This is a genomic window from Pseudarthrobacter sp. NamB4 (genome assembly GCF_005796185.1).
Classification (GTDB): domain Bacteria; phylum Actinomycetota; class Actinomycetes; order Actinomycetales; family Micrococcaceae; genus Arthrobacter.
On sequence record NZ_VAHM01000017.1, the window covers coordinates 67,946 to 93,275 of the forward strand.

The 25,330-nt window shown below is 65.0% G+C and carries 24 protein-coding genes; 17 read left to right on the forward strand and 7 right to left on the reverse strand.

Annotation, left to right across the window (positions count from 1 at the left end):
• The first annotated feature begins 114 nt into the window (after positions 1–114).
• The 9 genes from ftsZ (at position 115) to dnaE (ending at position 9,846) form a co-directional block, all read left to right on the forward strand.
• Positions 115–1,353 (forward strand): cell division protein FtsZ, encoded by a 1,239-nt coding sequence (gene ftsZ, locus FDW81_RS15110; protein ID WP_138135042.1) that lies wholly within the window; start codon positions 115–117, stop codon positions 1,351–1,353.
• Positions 1,354–1,361: 8 nt separating this feature from the next.
• On the forward strand, positions 1,362–2,051 hold the full coding sequence (locus FDW81_RS15115) for a polyphenol oxidase family protein (RefSeq protein ID WP_138135043.1): 690 nt from the start codon (positions 1,362–1,364) through the stop codon (positions 2,049–2,051).
• Entirely contained in the window at positions 2,044–2,778 is a 735-nt protein-coding gene (locus tag FDW81_RS15120; RefSeq protein ID WP_138135044.1) for a YggS family pyridoxal phosphate-dependent enzyme, read from the forward strand. Before FDW81_RS15115 ends, FDW81_RS15120 begins: the two co-directional genes overlap by 8 nt.
• A gap of 90 nt (positions 2,779–2,868) precedes the next feature.
• Complete coding sequence (locus FDW81_RS15125) at positions 2,869–3,399, forward strand: cell division protein SepF (RefSeq protein ID WP_138135045.1); 531 nt, start codon at positions 2,869–2,871, stop codon at positions 3,397–3,399.
• Positions 3,400–3,517: 118 nt separating this feature from the next.
• Complete coding sequence (locus FDW81_RS15130; protein WP_138135046.1) at positions 3,518–3,805, forward strand: YggT family protein; 288 nt, start codon at positions 3,518–3,520, stop codon at positions 3,803–3,805.
• A gap of 178 nt (positions 3,806–3,983) precedes the next feature.
• Positions 3,984–4,670 (forward strand): DivIVA domain-containing protein, encoded by a 687-nt coding sequence (locus FDW81_RS15135; protein WP_138135047.1) that lies wholly within the window; start codon positions 3,984–3,986, stop codon positions 4,668–4,670.
• Between the two features lie 91 nt (positions 4,671–4,761).
• On the forward strand, positions 4,762–5,334 hold the full coding sequence (lspA, locus tag FDW81_RS15140; protein WP_138135048.1) for a signal peptidase II: 573 nt from the start codon (positions 4,762–4,764) through the stop codon (positions 5,332–5,334).
• Entirely contained in the window at positions 5,327–6,253 is a 927-nt protein-coding gene (locus tag FDW81_RS15145) for an RluA family pseudouridine synthase (protein WP_138135049.1), read from the forward strand. Before lspA ends, FDW81_RS15145 begins: the two co-directional genes overlap by 8 nt.
• A 35-nt stretch (positions 6,254–6,288) precedes the next feature.
• A complete protein-coding gene (dnaE, locus tag FDW81_RS15150; RefSeq protein WP_138135050.1) occupies positions 6,289–9,846 on the forward strand; it encodes a DNA polymerase III subunit alpha in 3,558 nt (1,185 codons plus the stop codon).
• A gap of 64 nt (positions 9,847–9,910) precedes the next feature.
• Here dnaE and FDW81_RS15155 read toward each other — a convergent pair whose 3' ends face one another.
• The gene (locus tag FDW81_RS15155) at positions 9,911–10,411 is read right to left on the reverse strand and encodes a flavin reductase family protein (protein ID WP_138135051.1); all 501 of its coding nucleotides are present in this window, start codon (positions 10,409–10,411) and stop codon (positions 9,911–9,913) included.
• Positions 10,412–10,545: 134 nt separating this feature from the next.
• On the opposite strand from FDW81_RS15155, the gene FDW81_RS15160 reads away from it, so the two are divergent.
• From FDW81_RS15160 to nrdR, 3 genes are all read left to right on the forward strand, one after another.
• Positions 10,546–11,082, forward strand: coding sequence for a hypothetical protein (locus FDW81_RS15160; protein ID WP_138135052.1), 537 nt, complete (start codon positions 10,546–10,548; stop codon positions 11,080–11,082).
• Positions 11,083–11,086: 4 nt separating this feature from the next.
• Positions 11,087–12,454 carry a histidinol dehydrogenase gene (gene hisD, locus FDW81_RS15165; RefSeq protein WP_138135053.1) on the forward strand — a complete coding sequence of 456 codons (1,368 nt, stop codon included), beginning with the start codon at positions 11,087–11,089 and terminating at the stop codon, positions 12,452–12,454.
• 192 nt (positions 12,455–12,646) lie between these two features.
• Complete coding sequence (gene nrdR / locus FDW81_RS15170; protein ID WP_138135054.1) at positions 12,647–13,147, forward strand: transcriptional regulator NrdR; 501 nt, start codon at positions 12,647–12,649, stop codon at positions 13,145–13,147.
• A 118-nt stretch (positions 13,148–13,265) separates the two neighbouring features.
• On the opposite strand, the gene ppgK is transcribed toward nrdR, so the two are convergent.
• On the reverse strand, positions 13,266–14,069 hold the full coding sequence (ppgK, locus tag FDW81_RS15175; protein ID WP_138135055.1) for a polyphosphate--glucose phosphotransferase: 804 nt from the start codon (positions 14,067–14,069) through the stop codon (positions 13,266–13,268).
• Between the two features lie 128 nt (positions 14,070–14,197).
• Positions 14,198–15,076, reverse strand: coding sequence for a type I methionyl aminopeptidase (map, locus tag FDW81_RS15180; protein ID WP_138135056.1), 879 nt, complete (start codon positions 15,074–15,076; stop codon positions 14,198–14,200).
• A gap of 122 nt (positions 15,077–15,198) precedes the next feature.
• Between map and FDW81_RS15185 the strand changes: the two genes are divergently transcribed.
• On the forward strand, positions 15,199–15,363 hold the full coding sequence (locus FDW81_RS15185) for an SPOR domain-containing protein (RefSeq protein ID WP_138135057.1): 165 nt from the start codon (positions 15,199–15,201) through the stop codon (positions 15,361–15,363).
• 60 nt (positions 15,364–15,423) lie between these two features.
• On the opposite strand, the gene panB is transcribed toward FDW81_RS15185, so the two are convergent.
• Positions 15,424–16,332, reverse strand: a complete 909-nt coding sequence (gene panB / locus FDW81_RS15190; RefSeq protein WP_138135058.1) for a 3-methyl-2-oxobutanoate hydroxymethyltransferase — start codon at positions 16,330–16,332, stop codon at positions 15,424–15,426.
• Positions 16,333–16,642: 310 nt separating this feature from the next.
• Here panB and glnA (FDW81_RS15195) point away from each other — a divergent pair, with 310 nt between their 5' ends.
• The 3 genes from glnA (FDW81_RS15195) to FDW81_RS15205 are packed head-to-tail and all read left to right on the forward strand — an operon-like array spanning position 16,643 to position 21,528.
• A complete protein-coding gene (gene glnA / locus FDW81_RS15195) occupies positions 16,643–17,983 on the forward strand; it encodes a type I glutamate--ammonia ligase (protein ID WP_138135059.1) in 1,341 nt (446 codons plus the stop codon).
• A 9-nt stretch (positions 17,984–17,992) separates the two neighbouring features.
• Positions 17,993–21,004, forward strand: a complete 3,012-nt coding sequence (locus FDW81_RS15200) for a bifunctional [glutamine synthetase] adenylyltransferase/[glutamine synthetase]-adenylyl-L-tyrosine phosphorylase (protein WP_138135060.1) — start codon at positions 17,993–17,995, stop codon at positions 21,002–21,004.
• Positions 21,004–21,528, forward strand: a complete 525-nt coding sequence (locus tag FDW81_RS15205; protein ID WP_138135071.1) for a GNAT family N-acetyltransferase — start codon at positions 21,004–21,006, stop codon at positions 21,526–21,528. Before FDW81_RS15200 ends, FDW81_RS15205 begins: the two co-directional genes overlap by 1 nt.
• Before the next feature lie 274 nt (positions 21,529–21,802).
• Here FDW81_RS15205 and glnA (FDW81_RS15210) read toward each other — a convergent pair whose 3' ends face one another.
• Positions 21,803–23,227, reverse strand: coding sequence for a type I glutamate--ammonia ligase (gene glnA / locus FDW81_RS15210; protein ID WP_138135061.1), 1,425 nt, complete (start codon positions 23,225–23,227; stop codon positions 21,803–21,805).
• A 277-nt stretch (positions 23,228–23,504) separates the two neighbouring features.
• Between glnA (FDW81_RS15210) and FDW81_RS15215 the strand changes: the two genes are divergently transcribed.
• On the forward strand, positions 23,505–23,942 hold the full coding sequence (locus FDW81_RS15215) for an RDD family protein (RefSeq protein WP_138135062.1): 438 nt from the start codon (positions 23,505–23,507) through the stop codon (positions 23,940–23,942).
• Between the two features lie 86 nt (positions 23,943–24,028).
• Here the strand turns inward: FDW81_RS15215 and FDW81_RS15220 are convergent, their stop codons facing one another.
• On the reverse strand, positions 24,029–24,382 hold the full coding sequence (locus FDW81_RS15220; RefSeq protein ID WP_138135063.1) for a DUF3817 domain-containing protein: 354 nt from the start codon (positions 24,380–24,382) through the stop codon (positions 24,029–24,031).
• An 83-nt stretch (positions 24,383–24,465) separates the two neighbouring features.
• Positions 24,466–25,218, reverse strand: coding sequence for a DUF4191 domain-containing protein (locus FDW81_RS15225; protein WP_138135064.1), 753 nt, complete (start codon positions 25,216–25,218; stop codon positions 24,466–24,468).
• Between the last annotated feature and the right edge of the window lie 112 nt (positions 25,219–25,330).

Here is a 25,330-nt window from a genome sequence, read left to right on the forward strand (position 1 = left end):
GTCACAGACATGAGTTACTTGACATAACTATAACCTTCAACCCGAAGGTTAAGGTTGCTGGCTTCAAGCTCTCCATCAGTTTTCGCAATAAGACACGAACAAGGGACACGTAACGTGGCAGCTCCGCAGAATTACTTGGCCGTCATCAAAGTCGTCGGCATCGGCGGCGGTGGCGTGAACGCAGTCAACCGCATGATCGAGGTCGGCCTCCGAGGCGTTGAATTCATCGCCATTAATACCGACGCCCAGGCCCTGCTCATGAGCGACGCGGACGTGAAGCTCGACGTGGGACGCGAGCTGACCCGCGGGCTGGGAGCAGGCGCCAACCCGGAGGTGGGCAAGCAGGCCGCCGAGGACCACGCGGACGAGATCGAGGAAGTGCTCCGCGGCGCCGACATGGTGTTCGTGACCGCCGGCGAAGGCGGCGGCACCGGCACCGGCGGTGCTCCCGTCGTAGCCCGTATCGCCCGCTCCCTTGGCGCGCTGACCATTGGTGTGGTCACCCGTCCCTTCACGTTCGAAGGCCGCCGCCGCGCCGGTTCCGCCGAGGCCGGCATCGATGCGCTTCGGGACGAGGTGGACACGCTGATCGTGATCCCCAACGACCGCCTCCTGTCCATCAGCGACCGCAACGTCTCGGTCCTGGACGCCTTCCGGTCCGCCGACCAGGTGCTGCTCTCCGGCGTCCAGGGCATTACCGACCTCATCACCACCCCGGGCCTGATCAACCTGGACTTCGCGGACGTCAAGTCCGTCATGCAGGGTGCAGGTTCCGCGCTTATGGGCATCGGCTCTGCCCGCGGCGAGGACCGTGCGGTCAAGGCGGCCGAACTGGCCATCGCCTCCCCACTGCTGGAAGCCTCCATCGACGGTGCACACGGCGTGCTGCTGTCCATCCAGGGCGGCTCCGACCTCGGCCTGTTTGAGATCAACGAGGCCGCACGCCTGGTTCAGGAAGTGGCGCACCCCGAGGCGAACATCATCTTCGGCGCAGTGATCGACGACGCCCTCGGCGACGAGGCCCGCGTGACGGTCATTGCCGCCGGCTTCGACGACGTAAAGGCCACTTCGCCCTCCATGGACCAGTCGCAGCCCCAGACGGCACCCCAGCGGCCTGCCGCCCCGACTGCTGCCCCGGCCCCGGCCCAGGCCCCCTCTGCAGGGAACCACCAGGTCAACGCCCAGCCGGTCCACGCCGGTGTTGGCGCGGCGGGCCTCAGCAACTGGGGTCAGCAGCGTCCGTCCGCCGTTCCGGCCGACTCCGGCTTCGATGTGGACCTTCCGTCCGTAGTGGAGCCTGACCTCACCGGCGCCCACTCGGATGACCTGGATGTTCCCGACTTCCTGAAGTAGGCCCGGGCGTGTTCCATTGGCGCGCCGACATCCTTCCCGGGGTGTCGGCCGCGTTCACTGACAACCGCGCCGGTAATCTGGCACTGCACGTCGGGGACGACCCTGCTGCGGTGCGTCGGCGCCGGGAACAGCTCGAAGATGCCCTCGGGGTCGAACCACGCAGCCTCCGCTTCATGAACCAGGTCCACGGGACCACCGTTGCGGTCATGGAGCGGGGGAGCGGGACACCGGAAGCTGACGCCATGGTGTCGCGCGGTCTCCCTCTGGCGGTCATGGTCGCAGACTGCATTCCGGTCCTGCTCGCGGGTGAGTCGGCGGCGGGTCCGATCCTGGCCGCCGTCCATGCAGGGCGCCCGGGGGTGGCAGGGGGAGTGATACCGTCCGCCGTCAGCACTATGGAATCCCTTGGAGCATCGGGCATCCGCGCATGGCTTGGTCCTTCCATCTGCGGCAGCTGCTACGAGGTGCCGGCCGCCCTCCGCGACGAGGTGGCCGCGTCGGTGCCCGCCGCGCGGTCCACAACCTCCTGGGGAACTCCCGGACTGGACCTGCCCGCCGGCGCCGTCAGCCAGTTGGAGCGGGCCGGCGTTGACGTGGAATACACGGGGCCCTGCACTTTGGAGACTGGCTCGCTGTACTCCTACCGCCGCAGCAAGGAAACGGGCCGTTTCCTCGGGGTGGTCTGGTGCCATGACTGATGGCGCAACTCGGGACGCCCGCACAGCAGAGCTGGCGGAGCGGCTGGCTGCAGTCAGGCTCCGGATCAGCTCTGCGTCGGCGTCAGCAGGGCGCGCTGACAGGCTCCCCACCCTGATTGTGGTCACCAAGTTCCATCCGGCGGAGGACATTAGGCGGCTGGCGTCGCTTGGAGTCACGGACGTGGGCGAGAACAGGGACCAGGAAGCCGCCGCGAAAGCCAAGGAACTTGCCGGCTGTGGGCTCGCCTGGCACTTTGTGGGCCAGCTGCAGAGCAAGAAGGCCAGGTCCGTGGTCCGCTACGCCTCAGCTGTCCATTCGGTCGACCGGCCCCAACTTGTGGACGCCCTGGCCAAGGCCATGCAGAACCGGCAGGAGGCCACAGGGCAAGCTGCGCTGGAATGCTTCATCCAGGTCAGCCTGGAGGACGACGCCGGTGCCCATCGGGGCGGAGCCATGCCATCGGACGTGCCGGAACTGGCAGACAGGATAGCGGGCGCCGAAGGCCTGCGCCTTGCCGGCGTCATGGCGGTCGCCCCGCTCGGAGCGCCGCCGGAGCCCGCCTTCGAGAAGCTTGCCGGAGTATCGGCGCGCCTGGTTGCGCAGCACCCCGGTGCCACAGCCATCTCCGCAGGCATGAGCCAGGACCTGGAAGCGGCCATAGCGTCCGGTGCGACACACCTGCGAATCGGTTCCGATATTCTCGGATCGCGTCCCGCCGTGGGGTAGCGTCGGACCTGTTGGAAGTGATGGGCGGGGGACTCCAGTGCTGTCAAGTCATTGGGCGGCCCGCTTACGGGACACGATTAGGAGTCGACCATGGCCGGCGCTCTGCGCAAGACAATGATCTATCTTGGGCTCGCCGACGGCGATGAGCATTACGAGTCCGAGCAACAGACCACACGTAAGGATGAGGACGAAACGATGGAAGCTGACCGCGAGGAACGCCGTGCACCCGCACCCGTCCGCGAGGTCAGCCGCGAAACGACCCACGCCCCCGAAGAGGAATACCGCGCCCCAGTGACCCCCATCAAGCGTGCGGCTTCCAGCCGCGAAGAAACCAGCGGACTCCGCCAGATCACCACCATCCACCCGCGCTCCTACAATGATGCCAAGCTCATCGGCGAGAGCTTCCGGGACGGCATTCCCGTGATCATGAACGTCACGGACATGGGGGAGGCGGACGCAAAGCGCCTCGTGGACTTTTCCGCGGGCCTCGTGTTCGGACTCCGTGGGAGCATTGAACGGGTCACCAATAAAGTTTTCCTGCTGTCGCCGTCGTACGTTGAAGTCATCGGCGATGACAAAAAAGCCAGCGAGACGCAGGCCAGCTTCTTCAACCAAAGCTGAACAACGGATGGTACACAGATGCCAGGCAGGGACACCTGCTTGGCATCTGTGCTGAAATAGACGAAACACAGCGGCAGGATGCCGCGGGAAACACGGACTTGGAGATACTGGGTTAGACATGGGAATCGCATTCGGACTTGTCTATCTCGCGTTGCTTCTGTTCTTTGTTGCCCTGATCGTCCGGCTGGTCTTCGACTGGGTACAGATGTTCGCCCGGGAATGGCGGCCGCGCGGGATTGCCCTGGTGGTGGCCCACGCCGTGTACTCGATCACCGATCCGCCGTTGAAGGTGCTGCGCCGGCTGATCCCGCCCCTGCGCCTGGGCGGCATTTCCCTGGACCTGGGTTTCCTGATCCTGTTTATTGCCGTAAGCATCGCAATGAGCATTACCAGGGGCCTCGCCTGATTTACCCCGAAACAGCCTAGCAGCGCAGGGTGGACCCGTCCGGGAACAGCTACTGTGAAGTGAAGAAAACTCGCGTTTGACACCGCAGTGTTGAATTAGAGTAACCAGACCAAATTTAGGTACCGTAGTTTTGACGGCCGGAAGGCCTACTGACTAACCAGACCAGTGAGGTGACCAGATGGCTTTGACGCCAGAAGACGTTGTCAACAAGCGCTTTCAGCCGACCAAGTTCCGTGAGGGCTACGACCAGGATGAAGTTGATGACTTCCTGGACGAGATCGTCGTTGAACTCCGCCGCCTGAACCAGGAGAACGACGAACTTCGCAAGAAGCTTGCCGAAGCCGGTTCCGGCGTTGCTGCCAGCTCGGCTGCTGCTCCCGTCGTGGAAAAGGTCCCCTCGCCCGTCAAGGCCGACAAGGACGAGGCCCGCGAGAAGGCCGAAGCCGACGCCAAGGCTGCTGAAGCTGCCAAGAAGAAGGAAGTTCAGCCCGCTCCTGCCGCCGCGGCACCCGCAGCCGCCCCTGCCGCCGTCGCCACTCCTTCTGCCGAATCCGCTGCCGGCCTGCTGGCCATGGCACAGCAGATGCACGACCGCCATATCGCCGACGGCCAGGCCCAGAAGGACAAGATCATCGCCGAAGCGCAGATCGAAGCCAGCAGCCTGGTCAACGACGCGCAGGAGAAGTCCCGCAAGATCCTCGGTGCCCTCGAGCAGCAGCGATCCGTCCTGGAGCGCAAGGTGGAGCAGCTCCGCGGCTTCGAGCGCGACTACCGTTCACGCCTGAAGGCCTACATCGAAGGCCAGCTGCGCGACCTGGATGCCCGCGGTTCAGTGGCTACCCCGGAAGTCAGCGAAGCCAACTAATCCGTCAAACACGTATTCTGAAAGCCGGTGGCTGAGGATTCCTCGGCCGCCGGCTTTTGGCATTGACTCCGGCTATACGAATGAAAGCACCATGACCGACGAACTCGCTGCGGATTCCGCACGCCCTGTCCCACCTTCACCGCGTCCACGCCGGGCGGTGCTGTTGTCCGTCTTCGCAGGGTTCGCACTGTTCGCCTACGTCCTGGACCAGCTGACCAAGCTCTGGGTCACCTCCACCATGGTGGAGGGTGAGCGGATCCCCGTGTTCCCGCCACTCCTGCACTGGTACTTCATCCGGAACTCCGGCGCGGCATTCTCCATCGGCGAAAACGTCACCTGGGTGTTTTCCATCATCATGGCCGCCGTCTCTGTGGCCATCCTCTTCCAGGTCCGCAAGCTGGGATCAGCCTGGTGGGCCCTGTCGCTTGGGCTCCTGCTCGGCGGAGCACTGGGCAACCTCACGGACCGGCTCTTCAGGGAACCGTCCTTCGGGATGGGGCATGTGGTGGACTTCATCCAGCTGCCGAACTTCGCAATTTTCAACGTTGCCGATTCAGCAGTGGTCTCAGCCGTGGCCATCATCTGCATCCTGACCCTTCGCGGCATCACCTTGGACGGAAAGCGGCTCGCCTCGGAACCCAAGGAGAAGCCAAAGGATGCATGAGCGGATTCTCGTCACCGACGACTACGGGGGAACCAGGGCGGACGCGGGCCTGGCGGCGCTGCTGGGCATTTCACGTTCGCTTGCGGCTTCGCTGCTGGCGGAGGGCCACGTGCTCAGCAGGGGCACTGCACTGGGCAAGTCCGCAAAGCTGGTGGCAGGCGATGTGCTCCAGCTCAACATGCCGGAACGGCGTGACCCGCTGGAGGTCGTGGAGGAAGTAGTGGAAGGCCTGAAGATCCTGCTGGACGACGAGGATTTCGTCGTCGTCGACAAACCCGTCGGCGTTGCCGCCCACCCTTCCCCCGGGTGGGTGGGACCCACGGTGGTGGGGGGCCTGGCCGGTGCCGGCTACCGCGTCTCCACGTCAGGCTCGCCGGAGCGGGCAGGCATTGTCCACCGGCTCGACGTCGGAACCTCCGGCGTGATGGTGGTGGCAAAGTCCGAGCGGGCCTACACGGGCCTGAAGCGTGCCTTCAAGGAACGCACCGTGGACAAGGTCTACCATGCAGTGGTCCAGGGGCTGCCGGATCCGCTGGTGGGGACGATTGACGCCCCGATCGGCCGGCATCCGGGCCATGACTGGCGGTTCGCCGTGATCGAGGATGGGCGTCCGTCCGTTACGCACTACGAGGTGATTGAGGCCTTCGGCAAGGCCAGCCTGGTGGAAGTGCACCTGGAGACGGGCCGCACCCACCAGATCCGTGTTCATTTCTCCGCGCTCCGGCACCCCTGCGCAGGCGACCTGACCTACGGCGCGGATCCCCGGCTGGCTGCGAACCTCGGGCTGACGAGGCAGTGGCTGCACGCCCGCGAGCTCGGCTTCGACCATCCCGTGACAGGGGAGCCTGTCCGTGTCACCAGCGGGTACCCGCAGGATCTGGCGTTTGCCCTGGACGTGCTCGCGTCCGGGCATGCCTAGCATGGGTGAGCCAGGGCGGCGCATAGAATAGTGCGGTGACTTCCAGCAACGCCTCGTTTGTCCATCTCCACACCCACACCGAGTACTCCATGCTGGACGGCGCAGCAAGGCTTGGAGAGCTGTTCGACGAGACCGAGCGGCTGGGAATGCCGGCACTCGCCACCACGGACCACGGCTACCTCTTCGGGGCCTTCGACTTCTGGAAGAAGGCCACCGACAAGGGGATCAAGCCCATCATCGGGGTTGAAGCTTATGTGACGCCGGGGACGGCCCGCGGCGACAAGAGCCGTGTGCGCTGGGGTGAGGAACACCAGCGCAAGGACGATATCTCCGGCGGCGGTTCCTACACGCACATGACCCTGCTCAGCTACAACAACGTGGGCATGCGGAACCTGTTCCGGGCGTCCTCGATCGCCTCGCTGGACGCCGTTTTCGGTAAGTGGCCCCGGCTGGACCGGGAGCTGCTGAACACCTACTCCGAGGGGCTCATCGCCACCACCGGCTGCCCCTCGGGCGAGATCCAGACCCGGCTGCGGCTGGGCCAGTACCGTGAGGCGCTGGAGGCGGCCGCGGAGTTCCGTGACATCTTTGGAGCAGAGAACTACTTTTGCGAGCTCATGGACCATGGACTGGACATCGAGCGGCGCGTTACAGGGGACCTGCTGCGGCTCGCCAAGGAGCTGAACCTTCCCCTCGTCGCCACCAATGACCTCCACTACACCCACGAGCACGATGCCAAGGCCCACGAGGCACTGCTGGCCATCCAGTCCGGCTCCACCCTCCTGGAGCCCACCTACGACAACGGCGGGTCCCGCTTCGCCTTTTCCGGCAGTGGCTACTACCTCAAGTCGCCGCAGGAGATGCGGGAATTGTTCCGCGACCACCCCGAGGCGTGCGACAACACCCTCCTGATCGCCGAACGGTGCGAAGTGTCCTTCAACACCGGCGCCAACTACATGCCCCGCTTCCCCTGCCCGCCCGGGGAGGATGAGACATCATGGCTGGTCAAGGAAGTGGCCAAGGGGCTTGAGTACCGCTATCCGGGCGGTGTTCCGGACAATGTCCGGGCACAGGCCGACTACGAACTGGGCGTCATCACCTCAATGGGCTTCCCCGGCTACTTCCTGGTGGTGGCGGACTTCATCAACTGGGCCAAAAACAACGGCATCCGGGTAGGTCCCGGCCGTGGTTCCGGTGCAGGCTCCATGGTGGCGTACGCCATGCGCATTACCGACCTGGATCCGCTGCGCCACGGACTCATCTTCGAGCGGTTCCTGAACCCGGACCGCGTCTCCATGCCCGACTTCGACGTCGACTTCGATGACCGGCGCCGCCCGGAAGTCATCGACTACGTGACGCGCAAGTACGGCGACGAGCGCGTGGCCATGATCGTCACGTACGGCACCATCAAGACCAAGCAGGCGCTGAAGGACTCTTCGCGCGTGCTGGGCTACCCGTTCAGCATGGGCGAACAGCTCACCAAGGCGCTGCCGCCGGCTGTGATGGCCAAAGACATTCCGCTGGCGGACATCCAAAACCCGGAAGCCAAGCGCTATGGCGAGGCCGGCGACTTCCGCCAGCTGATCAGCACGGACCCGGAAGCGGCCAAGGTGTTCGAGACAGCGCTGGGCATCGAAGGGCTGAAGCGCCAATGGGGCGTCCACGCCGCCGGTGTGATCATGTCCTCGGACCCGATCATCGACGTCATCCCCATCATGCGCCGCATCCAGGACGGCCAGGTGATCACGCAGTTCGATTACCCCACCTGCGAAGGCCTGGGCCTGATCAAGATGGACTTCCTGGGCTTGCGGAACCTGACGATCATTTCCGACGCCCTGGAAAACATCAAGATGAACCGCGGCATCGACCTGGACCTCGAAAAGCTTGAGCTCGACGACCCGGCGTCCTATGAGCTCCTGGCACGTGGCGACACGCTGGGTGTTTTCCAGCTCGACGGCGGGCCCATGCGCTCCCTGCTCAAACTGATGAAGCCGGACAACTTCGAAGACATTTCCGCGGTGCTTGCGCTGTACCGTCCCGGTCCCATGGGCGCCAACGCCCACACCGATTACGCACTCCGAAAAAACGGCATCCAGGAAGTCATTCCCATCCATCCCGAACTGGAGGAACCGCTCTCGGAAATCCTCGGTGGAACGTACGGTCTGATCGTTTACCAGGAGCAGGTGATGGCCGTTGCGCAGAAGCTCGCCGGCTACTCGCTGGGCCAGGCAGACATCCTCCGCCGTGCCATGGGCAAGAAGAAGAAATCGGAACTGGACAAGCAATTCGCCGGGTTCTCGCAGGGCATGCAGGACAACGGCTATTCAATGGAGGCCGTCAAAACCCTCTGGGACATCCTGCTGCCCTTCTCGGACTACGCCTTCAACAAGGCGCACTCCGCAGCCTACGGCGTCATTTCCTACTGGACTGCCTACCTCAAGGCGCACTACGCGCCGGAGTACATGGCCGCGCTCCTGACGTCCGTTGGCGACGACAAGGACAAGTCGGCCATCTACCTCAACGAGTGCCGCAGGATGGGCATCACCGTGCTGCCGCCGGACGTCAACGAATCCGCCCTGAACTTCACACCGGTGGGCAATGACATCCGCTTCGGCATGGGCGCGATCCGCAACGTGGGCGTCAACGTGGTGGAGGCAATGGTGGCAGCCCGTGAAAGCGAGGGCGCCTTTACGTCCTTCAAGGACTACCTGATGAAGGTCCCGGCGGTGGTCTGCAACAAGCGGACCATTGAGTCGCTGATCAAGTCCGGCGCCTTCGACTCCCTGGGCCACCACCGCCGCGCGCTGGCCATGATTTATGAAGAAGCCATCGATTCCGTCATCACGCTCAAGCGGAATGAAGCGATCGGACAGTTTGACCTCTTCGCCGGTTTCGAGGAGGCTGAATCTGAGTCCTCGCTCAGCATTGAGATCCCGGACCTGCCGGAGTGGGAGAAGAAGGACAAGCTGTCCTTCGAACGGGACATGCTGGGACTGTACGTCTCGGACCATCCGCTGCAGGGCCTGGAAGGGCTGCTGAGCCAGCACGCGGAAATGAGCATTACCTCCGTGCTGGGGGAGGACGGCCCGCAGGACGGCGCCATCATCACCATCGCCGGGATGATCACCTCCCTGAGCAGGCGCATCGCGAAGGCCAGCGGCAACGCATATGCCCGCGCCGAAGTGGAGGACCTGGGCGGGTCGATGGAAGTGATGTTCTTCGGCCAGGTCTACGGCCCCATTGCCTCCGTGCTCGCCGAGGACCTGATCGTGGTGGTGAAGGGACGGCTGCAGAAGCGCGACGACGGCGCCATCACCCTGAACTGCATGGAGTTGTCAGTTCCGGACCTCAGCGAAGGACTGAACGGCCCGCTGGTCATCACCATGCCAACGCACAAGGCAACCGAGGCCGTGGTCACAGAACTCGGCGACGTGCTCCGGACACACCGCGGAAATTCCGAGGTGCGACTGCACCTCCAGGGCGACACCCGCACGGAGATCATGGGCCTGCCGGTCCATCTCCGCGTGAACCCCAGCCCGTCGCTGTTCGGTGACTTGAAGGTGCTGCTCGGCCCCGCCTGCCTGGACGCCTGACGAGCTGCGGACGACGACGGGCGGCACGTTACGCCGTCGTCCGCGGTTCTCCGCGTGGAGACTCTTAAATCTCGTAGTCGAGCGGCACAGGCTGGCCATAGCTGCCGCCGTGGTACAGCAGCGGTGAGCCTTCGCCGCCCACCTGGCCGTCGATCACCTGGACCACCACCACCGCGTTGTTCTCGAAGGACAGGCGCATCTGCACTTCGCCGATCAGCCAACCGGCCACGTCCTTGAGCACCGGCACGCCATGGGGGCCAATTTCCCAGTGGTCGCCCTCGAACCGGTTCCCGGGACGTGCGAACTTATCCGCAAGTTCCTGGTTCTCAAGGCCCAGCATATGGACGCCCAGGTAGGTGGTGTTGGCCACGGCCGGCCAGGACCTGGAGCTGCGGGCCATGTTGAAGGTAAAGCGCGGCGGCTTTGCCGAGAGCGACGCCACGGATGTGGCCGTGAAGCCGTAGGGCTCATCCTTATAGTTCACCGTGATGATGGCGACGCCGGCAGCATGGCGCCGAAACATCTCCCTGAACGTCCGCTCGAACGGCACGTCATTATCTGGCACGGAAACTCCTGGGGGTGGAACGACTGGATGAATGCTCACCTTCAAGGGTATTGGGTCAGCTCCGCCAAGGATGAACCAGCGGCAGACCCGCCTCGGGGCCTTGAGCGGACGGAACATTTGTTAAGGTTTGTTGCATGACGAAGCCCCGCCGCAGCACCCGTCCGCGCCTGCCCTGGGCAACACTTGCGGTGACGGCATCGACGGGCATCCCGCTCGGGATCCTGTGGTGGGTCCTCGCTCCGGGCGGCCTCAACGCGATTACCCGGGACCCCGCCCTCGGCGCCGGAACCAATCCGGCAGTATGGCTGCCGCGGGACCTGACGCTGGCCGGCCTGCTGGTGCTGGCCGGGTGCATCCTGGCCGTCATCGTCGCGGACACAAAGCACCGGGATTCGCGGGCGCAGCTGGTGATGGCACTGGCGGGAGCCTTCGGCGGTGCTGTCCTTGCCTGGCAGTCAGGAGTGCTCGCCGCCGGGCTGTGGGGGCCGGCAGTGGATGCGTCTGCCAACGCCAGCATCGCCTTTTCGCTCCGGGCCTGGCCCGTGCTGCTCCTGTGGCCGGCCGCCACTGCCGTCTCGGTTTTTGCGCTGGAGCTGTTCGCCCTCCTGGGCAAGAAGCCCGACGCCGGCGGGCACCAGTCGCAGGATGCCGCGGCGTGGCCCGTAAAATAGACCAGTGACCACTTCCCCGCAGAATACCGCCACCCCAGCCGCCGCCGTCGTAAATTTCCGCACAGTGGATCTGCGTGGCCAAAACCTGACACTCGCGGGACTCCGCGCGGCAGTGCCGCGCGCCCAGGGCCATACGGTGGCAGACGCTGAGGAAAAGGTCCTGGACATCATCTCCGCCGTCCGGCGGCGCGGGTTCGGGGCGCTGGCCGAACTGGCCCTCCGCTTTGACGGTGTGCAGCAGGACCACCCCTTGGTTCCGCGGGAGGCACTGACTTCCGCGCTGGAGGAGCTGGACCCGTCCGTCCGCCGCGCGCTGGAGGAATCCATCAGCCGGGCACGCCGCTTTGCCGACAGCCAGCGTCCCCGGAACGTGGACGTCCAGCTCGGTGACGGTGCCGTAGTTAGCCAGAACTGGGTGCCGGTACGCCGGGTGGGCCTCTACGTACCTGGTGGCCTTGCCGTCTACCCGTCCTCAGTGGTGATGAACGTTGTTCCGGCGCTTGCGGCCGGAGTCGAATCCATTGCCCTGGCTTCCCCTCCGCAGAAAGAGTTCGGCGGGTTGCCGCACCCCACCATCCTGGCCGCCGCTGCCTTGCTGGGAATCAGCGAGGTCTATGCCATCGGCGGCGCCCAGGCTGTTGCGGCTTTCGCCTACGGGGCTGCGGCAACGGAAGCGGGTCCGGCGCTGGAGCCCGTGGATGTAGTGACTGGTCCGGGGAACATTTTCGTGGCCACGGCCAAGCGCCTGGTGAAGGGCGTGGTAGGGATCGACTCCGAGGCAGGCACCACGGAGATTGCCATCCTTGCCGACGCCACGGCGCAGCCGCGCCTGGTTGCCGCCGACCTCATCAGCCAGGCGGAGCATGATCCCAAGGCGGCCTCGGTACTGATTACCGACTCTGAGGAGCTCGCGGCCGCGGTTCGGGCCGAGCTCGGGCGGCAGGCCGAAGCCACCAGGCATTCAGACCGTGTCCGTGAAGCGCTGTCCGGACCGCAGTCGGGAGCGGTGCTGGTGGACAGCCTGGAGCAGGGCATCGCCGCGTGTGATGCCTACGCTGCGGAACACCTGGAGATCATGACCGCCGATGCTCCCGGTGTCGCCGCAAGGATCCGGAACGCGGGGGCCATTTTTGTGGGCGACTTCAGCCCGGTCAGCCTGGGCGACTACTGTGCAGGATCCAACCACGTCCTGCCCACCAGCGGTACGGCAGCGTTTTCCTCGGGGCTGAACGTGACCACCTTCCTGCGCGCCATCCAGGTGGTGAACTACAGCCGCGACGCGCTGGCCGAAGTCAGCGGGCATATCGTCACCCTGTCCGGAGCCGAGGATCTACCGGCCCACGGTGATGCCGTGACGGCCAGGTTCGCTTGAGAAAGCCTTCCAAAGCCGACATGTAGTAGCGGTAACCACAACATGTGGTAATTACACGCTTGTTGTTACCCTCTGCGGGGACGTAAACTTAGAGGCGCAAGGGTTCTGCCCGGACAACGACTCAAGAACAACAATGGCCCACCGCCCCACAGGCGATACTGCCTGGACGATCACAGAGGAGGGGAGGCGGAGATGTACTGCCCGTTCTGCCGCAATCCCGATTCGCGGGTGGTTGACAGCCGCATGGCGGATGACGGCTCCGCCATCCGCCGGCGCCGACAGTGCCCGGAGTGCGGCCGCAGGTTCACCACCGTGGAAACCACCAGCCTTTCCGTGATCAAGCGGTCGGGCGTGGGCGAGCCTTTCAGCCGCAGCAAGGTGATCAACGGTGTGCGCAAGGCTTGCCAGGGACGTCCCGTGAGTGAGGATGACCTTGCGCTGCTGGCGCAGGAGGTTGAAGAGCAGATCCGTTCCTCCGGCGCAGCCGAGATTGACGCCCACGAGGTGGGCCTGGTCATCCTTGGTCCGCTGCAGAAGCTGGACAAGGTTGCCTACTTGCGCTTTGCCAGCGTTTACCAGGCGTTTGAATCCCTGGAGGATTTCGAATCTGCCATAGCCTTGCTCCGTCAGGAAGAAGACGCCCAGGCTGTTCCGGCCAAGGGCACCAGGAACACCGAAAAAAGTCCCCTGTAGACTCCGGTGGCGGCTGCGGAGGGGAAGCCGCAGCCACCACTGGCCACCCTGGAACCGTGCCGGTACCGCGCCTGGCGCCCGTGGCCATACTGATGTCACGGGCGCCGGGCGGAGACGGCTACTTTGCGAGTTTGTGCTTCAATGCGATTTCGATGGCGGCACCCACGATGCCGGCCTCGTTGCGAAGGACTGCCGGAACGATGGGTGTCCGGAGCTTGAGGTTCGGCAGGTACTCGTCCGCGCGCTTGGAGATGCCGCCGCCCACGATGAACAGTTCGGGCGAGAACAGGAATTCCACGTGGGAGAAATAGCGCTGCAGCAGCACGCTGTACTCTTCCCAGGAAAGCCCGTCACGCTCCCGGGCAACAGCGGAGGCTTTGGTCTCGGCATCGTGGCCGTCAATCTCCAGGTGTCCCAATTCAGCGTTGGGAACAAGCTTGCCGTCAAAGATGAAGGCTGAACCGATGCCGGTGCCCAGCGTGATCACCAGGACGGTGCCCTTGACGCCGGCGCCTGCGCCGTAGCGGGCTTCCGCAAGTCCCGCGGCGTCGGCATCGTTGATGACTTCCACGGGCCGGCCCAGGCGGGCGGTCAGGAGCGCATCGATGTCGGTGTTGAGCCAGCTCTTGTCCACGTTGGCTGCGGAGTGGACCACGCCGTGCTGGATGATGCCGGGAAAGGTGACGCCTACGGGCGAGCCGGCAGCAGGTGCATCCGGGCGGGCAGAAAGCTCGGAAACCACCAGCGCCACTGCCTCGGCAACAGCCTCAGGCGTGGCCGGCTGGGGGGTGGGTACGCGGAACCGCTCACCCAGCAGCTTGCCCTTTTTCAGGTCGACGATGCCGCCCTTGATTCCCGTGCCTCCGATGTCGATGCCGATCAGCGGGGCGTTCTTCTGCGATTTCTCGTCCTTCTTGGCCAATGGGTTTCCGTTCGTGGCAGGGGCGGGCAGGGGAGCGGCGGCCGGGCGGCCGGCCGGAATCGATGTCCGGTGGGTACCGGTGGTGGGTAAAGCGGTGATCAGTCCATCGGGCTGGTCACCAGTGCAGGCTAGGGCAGGGTGAGTATCTCCGCGCCGGACTCCGTGACCAGCAAGGTGTGCTCGAACTGGGCGGTACGCTTCCGGTCCTTCGTGACCACGGTCCAGTCATCGGCCCACATGTCCCACTCCACGGTGCCCAGGGTGAGCATGGGTTCGATCGTGAAGACCATACCGGCCTCGATGACCGTGTTGTAGGCAGGGGCGGCGTCGTAATGCGGGATGATGAGCCCGGTATGGAAGGCTTCACCCACCCCGTGCCCGGTGAAGTCACGTACAACACCGTAACCGAAGCGCTTGGCGTAGGACTGGATTGCCCGGCCGATGACGTTGATCTCCCGACCGGGGGCCACGGCCTTGATGGCCCGGTTCAGCGACTCCTGGGTGCGCTCCACCAGCAGCCTTGATTCCTCGTCCACGTCGCCCACCAGGAAGGTGTAGTTGGTATCGCCGTGCACGCCGTTGATGTAGGCGGTGATGTCGATGTTGAGGATGTCGCCGTCCCGGACCACCGTGCTGTCCGGGATCCCGTGGCAGATGACCTCGTTCAGCGAGGAACACAGCGACTTCGGGAAGCCCCGGTAGCCAAGGGTGGACGGGTAGGCATGGTGGTCAAGGAGGAATTCGTGGCCCACCTTGTCAAGCTGGTCTGTGGTGACACCCGGCTTGATGTGCCTGCCCACTTCGACAATCGCCTGGGCGGCGATCCTCCCGGCGATCCGGATCTTCTCGATCGTTTCCGGGGACTTGACCTCCGAACCGGTGAACTTCGCCGGTGCGGGCTTGCCGACGTATTCCGGCCGCGGGATGGACGCCGGGACGGGACGCTGCGGACCTATGGTTCCCGGGGTGAGGGAGCCGATGGGTGCAGTGGAGGCAAGGGAAGGCATAGATTGATCATATAAGGCACTCCAGAACGCCTAACAACCGGAGGCCGCGCGGGATCGGCGTAAGAATTTAAGTTACGCGGATCACGCCGCTGCTTCCCCGCCTGCCGGAACGAGGAGCAACGATGACTGAGTACTGGTACAACATCAGGACGCACGAGATCGAAGAAGACCGGCTGTCCGACTGGAGCCAGCTCATCGGCCCCTACAAGACGAGGGAAGAGGCCGAGCACGCCCTGGAAAAGGTCAGGGCGCGCAATGAGGCCTGGGAAAAGGACGACGACGACTGACGACAGGCAGGGCAGGCTATCCCGGCGCCGGGTGCTGCGCTGAAAGCCGGCGTGCTGCCGCTAGAAGGAGTGCTCGGGGCCGGGGAAGTGGCCTGACCTGACATCCTCGCCGTAGGCCGTGGCCGCGTCCAGCAGGGTGCTGCGCAGGTCCGCGTACTGCTTGACGAATTTGGCCATCCGACCGCCCCGGAGTCCTGCCATGTCCTGCCAGACGAGTACTTGGCCCGTGGTTTCCTTGCCGGCGCCGATCCCCACGGTAGGAACGGTCACGGCCGCATCCACGGCGGCAGCAGTCTCTGCTGGAACCATTTCCATCAGCACACTGAATGCGCCGGCTTCCGCCAGCGCCACGGCGTCGTCAATCAGCCTCTGGGCGTCGTCGCCGCGGCCCTGGACGCGGTAGCCGCCGAGCGCATGCTCGCTTTGCGGTGTGAAGCCGATGTGCGCCATCACGGGAATGCCGGCCTGTACCATGGCCTCCACGGTTGGCGCATAGTACTTTCCGCCCTCGATTTTGACAGCGTGCGCCCCGCCCTCCTTGAGGAACCGGACGCCCGCGGCGACGGCCTCCCCGGGGGACACCTCGTAGCTGCCGAACGGCAGGTCTGCCACCACCAGGGCACGCTTGGCGGACCGCGCCACGGCCCGGCACAGGGGCAGCAGCTCGTCCACTGTCACTGGCAGGCTGGTTTCGTTGCCGAAGACGTTGTTGGATGCCGAGTCGCCCACGAGGAGCACTTCGATGCCGGCGGCGTCGAAAATCTCTGCTGTGTACTGCTCATAGGCGGTGAGCATCGCGAACCTGGTTCCGTCCTTCTTGGCCTGCTGCAGGTGGTGGATGCGCACCTTGGCCGGCTTCGGCTCCGGTGCGGAGGCAGCTCCAGGGGCAGGTGCCCGGCCTGGCCCGTTGCCGTACGGGGCGGGGACATCTGCGGACATGCTGGAGTCGGAGCTGTTGCTGGAGGCCATGGCATGAGCGTAGTGCGGTACCTGCCGTCCTAGCTACCGGCAGCAGCAGGGCCAGGTGGTGATTAGGGTCATAACGGGCTGTCCCCCGGCAGAAGCCGGGCGGCTAATGCCGGACCTCCTGCCAAGAGGGTTAGAGCGCAGAAGGGGCGGGCGGGACACCGCAAATCCTGGTATCGCGGTGTTAATGCTGTGTTACGCAGGCAGCAGGCTCCAGCATCGGCGGCGAATGCTTAGTACAGTGTTGGTGAACTGCTGCCGGCGTCCCCTCTGCGGACCCGGAGCATGGACGTTGACCGGAAAAGAGGCCATCATGGACCGCCAGCAAGAGTTTGTCCTGCGCACGATCGAAGAGCGCGACGTACGTTTCGTGCGCCTGTGGTTCACCGACGTCGTGGGTTCGCTCAAGTCCGTGGCCCTCGCCCCCGCTGAGGTCGAGGGTGCCTTCGAGGAAGGCCTGGGCTTCGACGGTTCCGCCATTGAAGGCCTGGCCCGCGTGTTCGAGTCGGACATGCTCGCCCAGCCGGATCCCTCCACCTTCCAGATCCTGCCCTGGCGCGGCGAGACGGAACAGACGTCGCGCATGTTCTGCGACATCCTGACGCCGGATGGTGAACCGTCCGCGGCGGACCCCCGGAACGTCCTGAAGCGCACCCTTGCCAAGGCGGCGGACATGGGCTTCACCTGCTACACCCACCCGGAAATCGAGTTTTACCTCCTGAAATCCCAGGAGCCCGGGCCGGACGGGGCGCCGGTGCCGGTGGACGAGGGCGGCTATTTCGACCACGTTCCGGGTGGCGTTGCCCAGGACTTCCGTCGGACGGCCGTCACCATGCTGGAATCGGTAGGCATCTCCGTGGAGTTCAGCCACCACGAGGCCGGCCCGGGGCAAAACGAAATCGACCTGCGGTACGCCGACGCCCTCCAAACCGCGGACAACATCATGACGTTCCGTACCGTCATCAAGGAAGTGGCCCTCCAGCAGGGCACCTATGCCACGTTCATGCCCAAGCCGTTCACGGCCCACCCAGGGTCCGGCATGCACACCCACTTCTCGCTGTTTGAGGGGGACACCAACGCCTTCTATGAGGCCGGCGCGGAGTTCCAGCTGTCGAAGACGGCCCGCCAGTTCATTGCCGGCATCCTCAAGCACGCGCCGGAATTCACCGCTGTGACCAACCAGTTCGTGAACTCCTACAAGCGCCTCTGGGGTGGCGGCGAGGCTCCGAGCTACCTGAGCTGGGGCCACAACAACCGCTCTGCCCTGGTCCGGGTGCCCCTGTACAAGCCGGGCAAGGGCCAGTCCGCCCGGATCGAGTACCGGGGCATTGATTCCGCGGCAAACCCCTACCTTGCCTACGCGGTCCTGCTCGGCGCCGGCCTGAAAGGCATCGAGGAAGGCTATGATCTTCCGGCTGCAGCGGAGGATGATGTCTGGTCGCTCAGCTCCGCTGAGCGCCGCGCAATGGGCCACGACCCCCTGCCCGCAAGCCTCCACGACGCCATCCGGACCATGGAAGACTCGGAACTGATGCCCCAGATCCTGGGCGAGCAGGTTTTTGAGCACTTCCTGCGCAACAAGCGCGCCGAGTGGCAGGACTACCGGCTCCAGGTGACGCCCTACGAGCTGCAACGCAACCTCGCCATTCTGTAGGAGGCGGGCGTGAGTCTGGCACGGCGCCTTATCGCGGCCGGTTTCAGTGACCTGGAGAAGGGCGAGCGGTTCCTCTCCGCCCCCGAACTTGACGGGCTGGACCAGGACAGGCTGTTTGCGGGCCTGCAGATGGCGGCCAGCCCGGACACCGCCCTCCAGTCACTGGTCCGCCTGATCGAAAAGCATCCGGACCTCCGCGAACTGGCTGCTTCGGACGTTGACACGAGCGAGCCGATGTACCGCGTTCTCGGAGCCTCTGAGGCACTTGGGGAGTTCCTGATCCGGCACCCTGAGCATCTGGAGGCTTTCCGCGTCAGAGTCAGCCCCGAGCCGCTGCAGGCCAATCCGGCGGAACTGCGCGAGACCCTCCTGCGCTCGGTGGGCGCCGATCCGCGTGCGGCCCGGCCGGTGGCCGGCTTGGCAGGAACGGCAGCTTACGAGGCCCTGCGCACGGCGTACCGCAGGGGAGTGGTGGACCTCGCCGTCAAGGACCTGTGCGCCGCCGATCCTCTGGACTTCCTCCCGGCAGTGGGCGGGGAACTGGCAGATCTTGCAGGGGCGGCCGTCGAGGCAGCCCTCGCGGTCTCGCGTGCTGAGGCAGCGGAGCAGTACGGCGCCGGGGACGTGGCCGAAGTGGGCCTCGCCGTGATTGGCATGGGCAAGTGCGGAGCCCGCGAGCTGAACTACATCTCCGACGTCGACGTCATTTATGTGGTGGACCCAGGTGACCTGGAGGATGCGCACGCAAATACCATCGGTACTGCCCTGGCCACCGGGATCTCACGGGCCATCTCTTCCGTGGCCCGCGAGCCAGGCCTGTGGGAAGTGGATGCAAACCTCCGGCCGGAGGGGAAATCCGGGCCGCTGGTACGCACCCTCGCCTCGCACGAATCCTACTATGCCCGGTGGGCTGAAAGCTGGGAGTTCCAGGCGCTGCTGAAGGCGCGTGCCATCGCCGGGGACGCAGGCCTTGGCCGCCGTTATGAAGAGGCCGTGGCGCCCCTGATTTGGAGTTCAGCCAGCCGGGACGGCTTCGTGGAATCCGTCCAGGCGATGCGGCGACGCGTCACCGAACACATTCCTGCCGCCGAGGAGCAGCGGCAGATCAAGCTGGGCCGCGGCGGCCTGCGGGACGTTGAGTTCACCGTCCAGCTTCTGCAACTCGTCCACGGCAAAGCGGACGAGACCCTGCGGCGGCGCGACACCACCTCTGCCATCGCTGCCTTGTCTGCCGGAGGGTACATCGGCCGTTCGGATGCTGCTGCCTTTGACAACGCCTACCGGTACCTGCGCCTGCTGGAGCACCGCATCCAGCTGTTCCAGCTGCGCCGGACCCATCTCATGCCGGTGGCGGAACCGGCGCTCAGGGCGCTGGCCAAGGCGGTACTGGGCCCGTTCTCCAATGAGCGGCCGCACCCGGATGCGCTGCTCGCCGCCTGGCAGAAGACCAAACGATCGGTGCGCGAGCTCCACGAACGGATCTTCTACCGGCCGCTGCTCAATACGGCAGCCAGGCTCAGCAGCGAAGACGCCAGGCTGACGCCGGAGGCTGCCCAAGGCAGGTTGGCTGCCTTGGGATACCGGGATCCGAAGGGCGCCATGCGTCATATTGAGGCGCTGACAGCCGGGGTCAGCCGGCGGGCTGCGCTGCAGCGGCAGCTCCTGCCGATCCTTTTGGACTGGCTGGCCGAAGGGGTTGACCCGGACGCCGGGCTCCTTGCCTTCCGGCGCGTCAGTGAGGCTTTGGGGACCACGCACTGGTACCTGGGCATGCTGCGGGACTCCAATGCTGCCGCGGAGCGGCTCTGCCACATGCTTTCCAATTCCCGCCTCATTGCTGACCTGCTGGAGGTGTCGCCGGAGTCCGTGGCCTGGCTGGGCCATGACAGGGACCTGGTGCCCGTCAGCTTCGAGGCCCAGTGGCAGGAGATCGTCTCCAAGATGTCACGGCATGAGGATCCGGAGAGCGCCATGCGCCTCATCCGCCTGATCCGCCGCCGTGAGATCCTTCGCGTTGCCGTCGCTGACTCCGCAGGACTGCTGACCCAGGCCCAGGTGGGAGCCGCCCTGGCGGACACTGACCGCGCCGCCGTTCTTGGCGCCCTGCGGGTGGCCGAAGGCATAGTTTCCGCCGGAATCCCGCTCAAGACCGCCGTGTTGGTGGTGGCCATGGGACGCCAGGGCGGCCGCGAGATCGGATACGGTTCGGACGCCGACGTGATGTACGTGCACCGGGCACGTCCTGGCTTCAGTGAGGCGGAGGCGCAGGAGCAGGCGGCGCGGATCGTGGCCAAGGTCTCCACGCTCCTGACCCAGCCGCTGAAGCCCGCGATCATGGCCGAGCGGGTCCTTCAGATGGATGCGGACCTGCGCCCGGAAGGGAAAAACGGCGCCATGGTCCGGTCCCTGGACTCGTTCGCCGAGTACTACCGGCGCTGGTCACTGATCTGGGAGGCCCAGGCACTGCTGCGGGCGCGCCCCATGGCCGGTGACGACGGACTGGCCTCTGATTTCATTGCCCTCATCGACCCTATCCGGTATCCGGAAGCCGTCTCTGAGCAGGATGTGCGGGAGATCCGCAGGATCAAGGCACGGGTGGAATCGGAACGCCTTCCCCGCGGCGCCGACCCGGCACGGCACCTTAAGCTGGGCCGGGGAGGACTTAGCGACGTCGAATGGCTGGTCCAGCTGCTGCAGCTGCAGCACGCGGGGAAGCACCCTGAACTGCGGACCACTTCAACTGTGCCGGCGTTGGAAGCGGCGGCCGGGCTAGGCCTGCTGGAGCGGAACGATGCCGATCTCCTGGCCCAGGCCTGGCGGCTGGCGAGCAGGATCAGGTCCGCAAACGTGATCTGGAGCGGCAAGGCCTCGGATCTTTTGCCATCCTCGCGGCGGGACCTGGAAGCGGTGGCGCGGTGGTGCGGCTACGAGCCCGGTAACGCCACGGCCCTGGAAGAGGACTACCTGCGCGTCAGCCGGCGCGCCCGGGCAGTTTTCGAACGGGTTTTCTACGGGCAGTGATGGATTCCACCGTGTGGCTCATTTCGCTCCGGGACCTCGACGCCGACGCCCGGGCGGTCCAGCTCGGAGCCGTTGCTGATCTTGAGTTGGGTCCCGGACAGGACAGATATGTCGGGGACCCGCTCCGGATGGTCCTCGCGGGACTTGCTGAAAAGGGGCGCCGGCCCTACGTGATCGAGTCTGCGGGCCGCGCTGTCGGCGTGCTGACGCTGCAGTCGGGAGCAGCACGTTTGGCGGGGTGGCCGGATGACCACTCGGCCTGGCTGTTGCGGGGTTTCCTGATCGACAGGCGGGAACAGGGCAGGGGGCTGGGCCCGCTGGCCGCTGCCGCCGCTGTGGCGGCCGCTGGAAGACTGACCGTCCGCCACGGCGGCGGGGAGACCGGCGTCGTGCTCTCCGTCAATGAGGCGAACCCGGCCGGATTGTCCGCCTACCGCCGGGCGGGCTTCAGGGACCGGGGCCGATACGCCGGAGGCTCCGCCGGGCCCCAGCGGGTGATGTTCCGCAGTTTTGGGCCACAATGACGTAACGGCTGCGGCGGGCCGTTTGCGCTAACAAAGCGATTGCCCGATCATGTGGATTGGCGGTGTTCTTCAACCTTGTTGGGGGGAAGGCTCGAACAGTCTTCGTCTCGGGGGGCATTCGTCAGGGGGTCCGGCTCCCGGTCTCAGCACGTCAGGAGCCGGGCCTCCACTTTTTGACACCAACTCCGTCGGAGCCGGACGTGCTCCTGCGGGCATGCAAAAGGCGGCCACCGGAGTGTCCGGTGGCCGCCTTCGCAGTCTTGGATTGTAAAGACTAGACGCCGTAGTAGAGCTCGAACTCGTAGGGGTTCGGGCGCAGGGACAGCGGGCGGATCTCGTTCTCGTACTTGTACTCGATCCAGGTGTCGATCAGGTCCTGGGTGAAAACACCGCCGGCCTGCAGGAACTCGTTGTCCTCACGCAGGGCCTCCAGGGCTTCCTCGAGGGTACCCGGTGCCTTGGGGATGTCCTTGGCTTCCTCCGCGGGGAGCTCGTAAAGGTCCTTGTCGATCGGTGCCGGGGGCTCGATGCGGTTGCGGATGCCATCGATGCCGGCCATCAGCTGGGCAGCGAACGCCAGGTACGGGTTGGAGGAGGGGTCCGGGGCGCGGAACTCGATGCGCTTGGCCTTGGGGTTGGTGCCCGTGATCGGGATACGGATACCGGCGGAGCGGTTGCCCTGCGAGTAGACCATGTTGACCGGAGCCTCGAAGCCCTTGACCAGGCGGCGGTAGGAGTTCACCGTCGGGTTGGTGAAGGCCAGGACGGCGGAGGCGTGCTGCAGCAGGCCGCCAATGTACCAGCGGGCGGTGTCGGACAGGCCAGCGTAGCCCTTCTCGTCGTAGAACAGCGGTTCTCCGTTGCTCCACAGCGACTGGTGGCAGTGCATGCCCGAACCGTTGTCACCGAACACCGGCTTCGGCATGAAGGTTACCGACTTGCCCCAGGCATCCGCGGTGTTCTTGATGACGTACTTGAACTTCTGCAGGTCGTCTGCAGCGTGCGTCAGCGTGGTGAACTTGTAGTTGATTTCAGCCTGGCCGGCGGATCCCACTTCGTGGTGGCTGCGCTCGACCTCGAGGCCGGCCTCGTCCAGGGCCACGCACATGGCGTCGCGCAGGTCGGCCTGCTTGTCAGTGGGGGAAACCGGGAAGTAGCCGCCCTTGACGGGGGTTTTGTAGCCCAGGTTCCCGCCCTCTTCCTCGCGGCCGGTGTTCCAGTGGGCTTCCTCGGAGTCGATCTTGTAGAAGCTGCCCTGCGGGGAGGACTGGTACTGGACGTTGTCGAAGACGAAGAATTCTGCCTCCGGAGCAAAGAACGCGGTGTCGGCGATGCCGGTGGAGGCCAGGTAGGCCTCGGCCTTCTCTGCAACGCCGCGGGGGTCACGGTGGTAGGGGTCACCGGTACGGGGGTTGACGATGGAGAAGTTCAGGGCGAGGGTCTTTTCCATGCGGAAGGTATCCAGGAACGCCGTGGTGACGTCCGGGATGAGCTGCATGTCCGACTCTGCGATGCCCTGGAAGCCGCGGATGGAGGATCCGTCGAAGAGCTGGCCGTTGATGAAGAAGTCAGCGTCAACACTCTTGGCGGGAACGTTGAAGTGCTGCTGGACGCCCGGAAGATCGGTAAAACGGATGTCGACGAACTTAATATCTTCGTCCTTGATGAACTTGAGGACTTCGTCCGCAGTCTTGAACATCTATGCTCCTAACGCATATGTAATATCTGGCGTGTAAGCCATCTGGTCCAGCGCAACCCGGGGAGGGGAAACAGCGCAGTGCTTCCCTGAAGTTGATTTCCTGCCGGGGGATTCGCTCGAAACTGGTAACAGCCTATGGACGAGGCATTTCCCGTCCGTGTCCACATTGTTTCGGGCAGGTTACAGAATGCCCTGCTAAGGCAACGCTATCTTCTGTCCACAGTCTGGTCTAACCGCTTCCACAGTATGGGCGCCCGGACTTCGCTAAGCTTGGACGGTGGTAGATCGCAAAGACATCGGCTCCTGGCTTTCCGGCCCTGACACCTCCGGCATCTCGAAGTACCCGGGGGAGCGACTGGGCCTGCCGGAGTCGGGACCGGGCTCCATCGCCCGGGCAGGCCGCAGGATCGTGGCGATCATGATCGACTGGGGGATTGCGCTGTTGATCAGTAACTTTGCGTTCGCGGGCAACTCCTGGGCCACTTTGGCGATCTTCGCCGTCGAACAGATTCTCCTTATCGGAACGCTCGGCTACAGCATCGGACACCGTCTCATGGGAATCCACGTGGTGAGGGCCGGCGGGGGCGCACCTGGACCGTTGGCCGCCTTGGTGAGGTCCGTGCTGCTGTGCCTGGTAATCCCGGCAGTCATTTTTGACGCGGATCACAGGGGCCTGCATGACAAGGCGATGAATACCCTGCTGATCCGGCGCTAGGGGCGGCAGGGGAAGCTCTGCCTGCGGGCGAAGCCTGGAGGGCCTTCCACGCATCGCTCGATGACGCCCTGTAGACGGGGGCCGCGTTACACGCGGCTGGTTTCCCTGGCTGCCAGGGGACCCCGTGTTGCGGCAGTGCTGAGGTAGTTCCGCTTGTCCGCCCACCGTTCGAACAGGATGGTGGCGAACGGAAAAACGGCCGAGATGCCTGCGAGGACAGCCACCAGAAACGGCCAGCGCTGCAGCCGCCAGAGGGCGAGGGCAGCAACGCCATAGCCAACGAACAGGGCTCCGTGGATGGGCCCCGCCACCTGCACGCCGATCTCCGTGGTGCCGGCAACCCACTTGAAGTACATGCCAATGAGGAGCGCCGCCCAGCTAAAGGCTTCCGCGACGGCGAGGATCCGGAAGGCGCGGAGTACTGCGTTCCTTAAGGTCATAAAAATATCCTGTCCTGCCACAAGGGCTGCAAAGAAAACGCCCCGGCTGCCGGCCATAGCCGGAACCGGGGCGGGTTCAAAACCTAGCGTCCGCGGTTGGGACGCGCTTTGTACGGGTCGATGCCCTTGGGGATGGGGAGGCGGTTGCCCAGCGAAGCGATCCGCTTGGACACGGCATTCACCTCAAGCTTGGTCAGTTCCTTCTTGAGTTTGCCCATCTTCCTGGCCACCTCGTTGAGGGGCACCTGGCCTTCGCCGCGGCCGCTTTCAATGATGTGTACGGTGACGTTGGGCAGGATGCGCGCCAGGCGCTTGCGCTCGGCGTCCAGCAGCGGCTTCACCCGGTGCGAGGGGCCTTCGCTGACCAGTACGACGCCGGGGCGGCCGATGGCGCGGAAGACGGCATCCTGGGTGCGCGGGTTGACAGCGACGGGCTGCTCCTCGGTAATCCAGCCGCGGCGGAGCGTGCCCAGGGCAGCGCCGGACGCGCCCGGCTGGTTTTCGATCTGCGCGAAGGCGGCGCGCTCAGCACGCCGCGAGAGGATGAACGTGGCACCCAGCAGGCCCAGCGGGACGCCGATAATCAGGCCGGTAATCCAATTGTCCAGCCAGAAGCCCACCAGGAAGCTGACAGCCACAACGCCCAGGAAAACCAGCAGCATCAGCCACGGCACCATGGGGTCATGGCGGCGCGTCATGGTGAAAACTTCACCGATCTGCTTGAGCCGGCTGGGCTTCTTGGCTTTCGGCTCTTTCGGCTTGCGGGAGAAGAGACCGCGCTTCACCGCGCTGGAGCCCGCCGGAGCGGAGTTGCTGGAGTCAGGGGATTTCGCCATAGTGCCTCAATTCTACGTGACTAAAGACCAAGGGCCGGACGCCGGAATGTTCCGGTGCCGGCCCTTGGGGAGGCTAGGTCCTGTGGTGCGGGCGCCCGGTCAGGAATGCGCT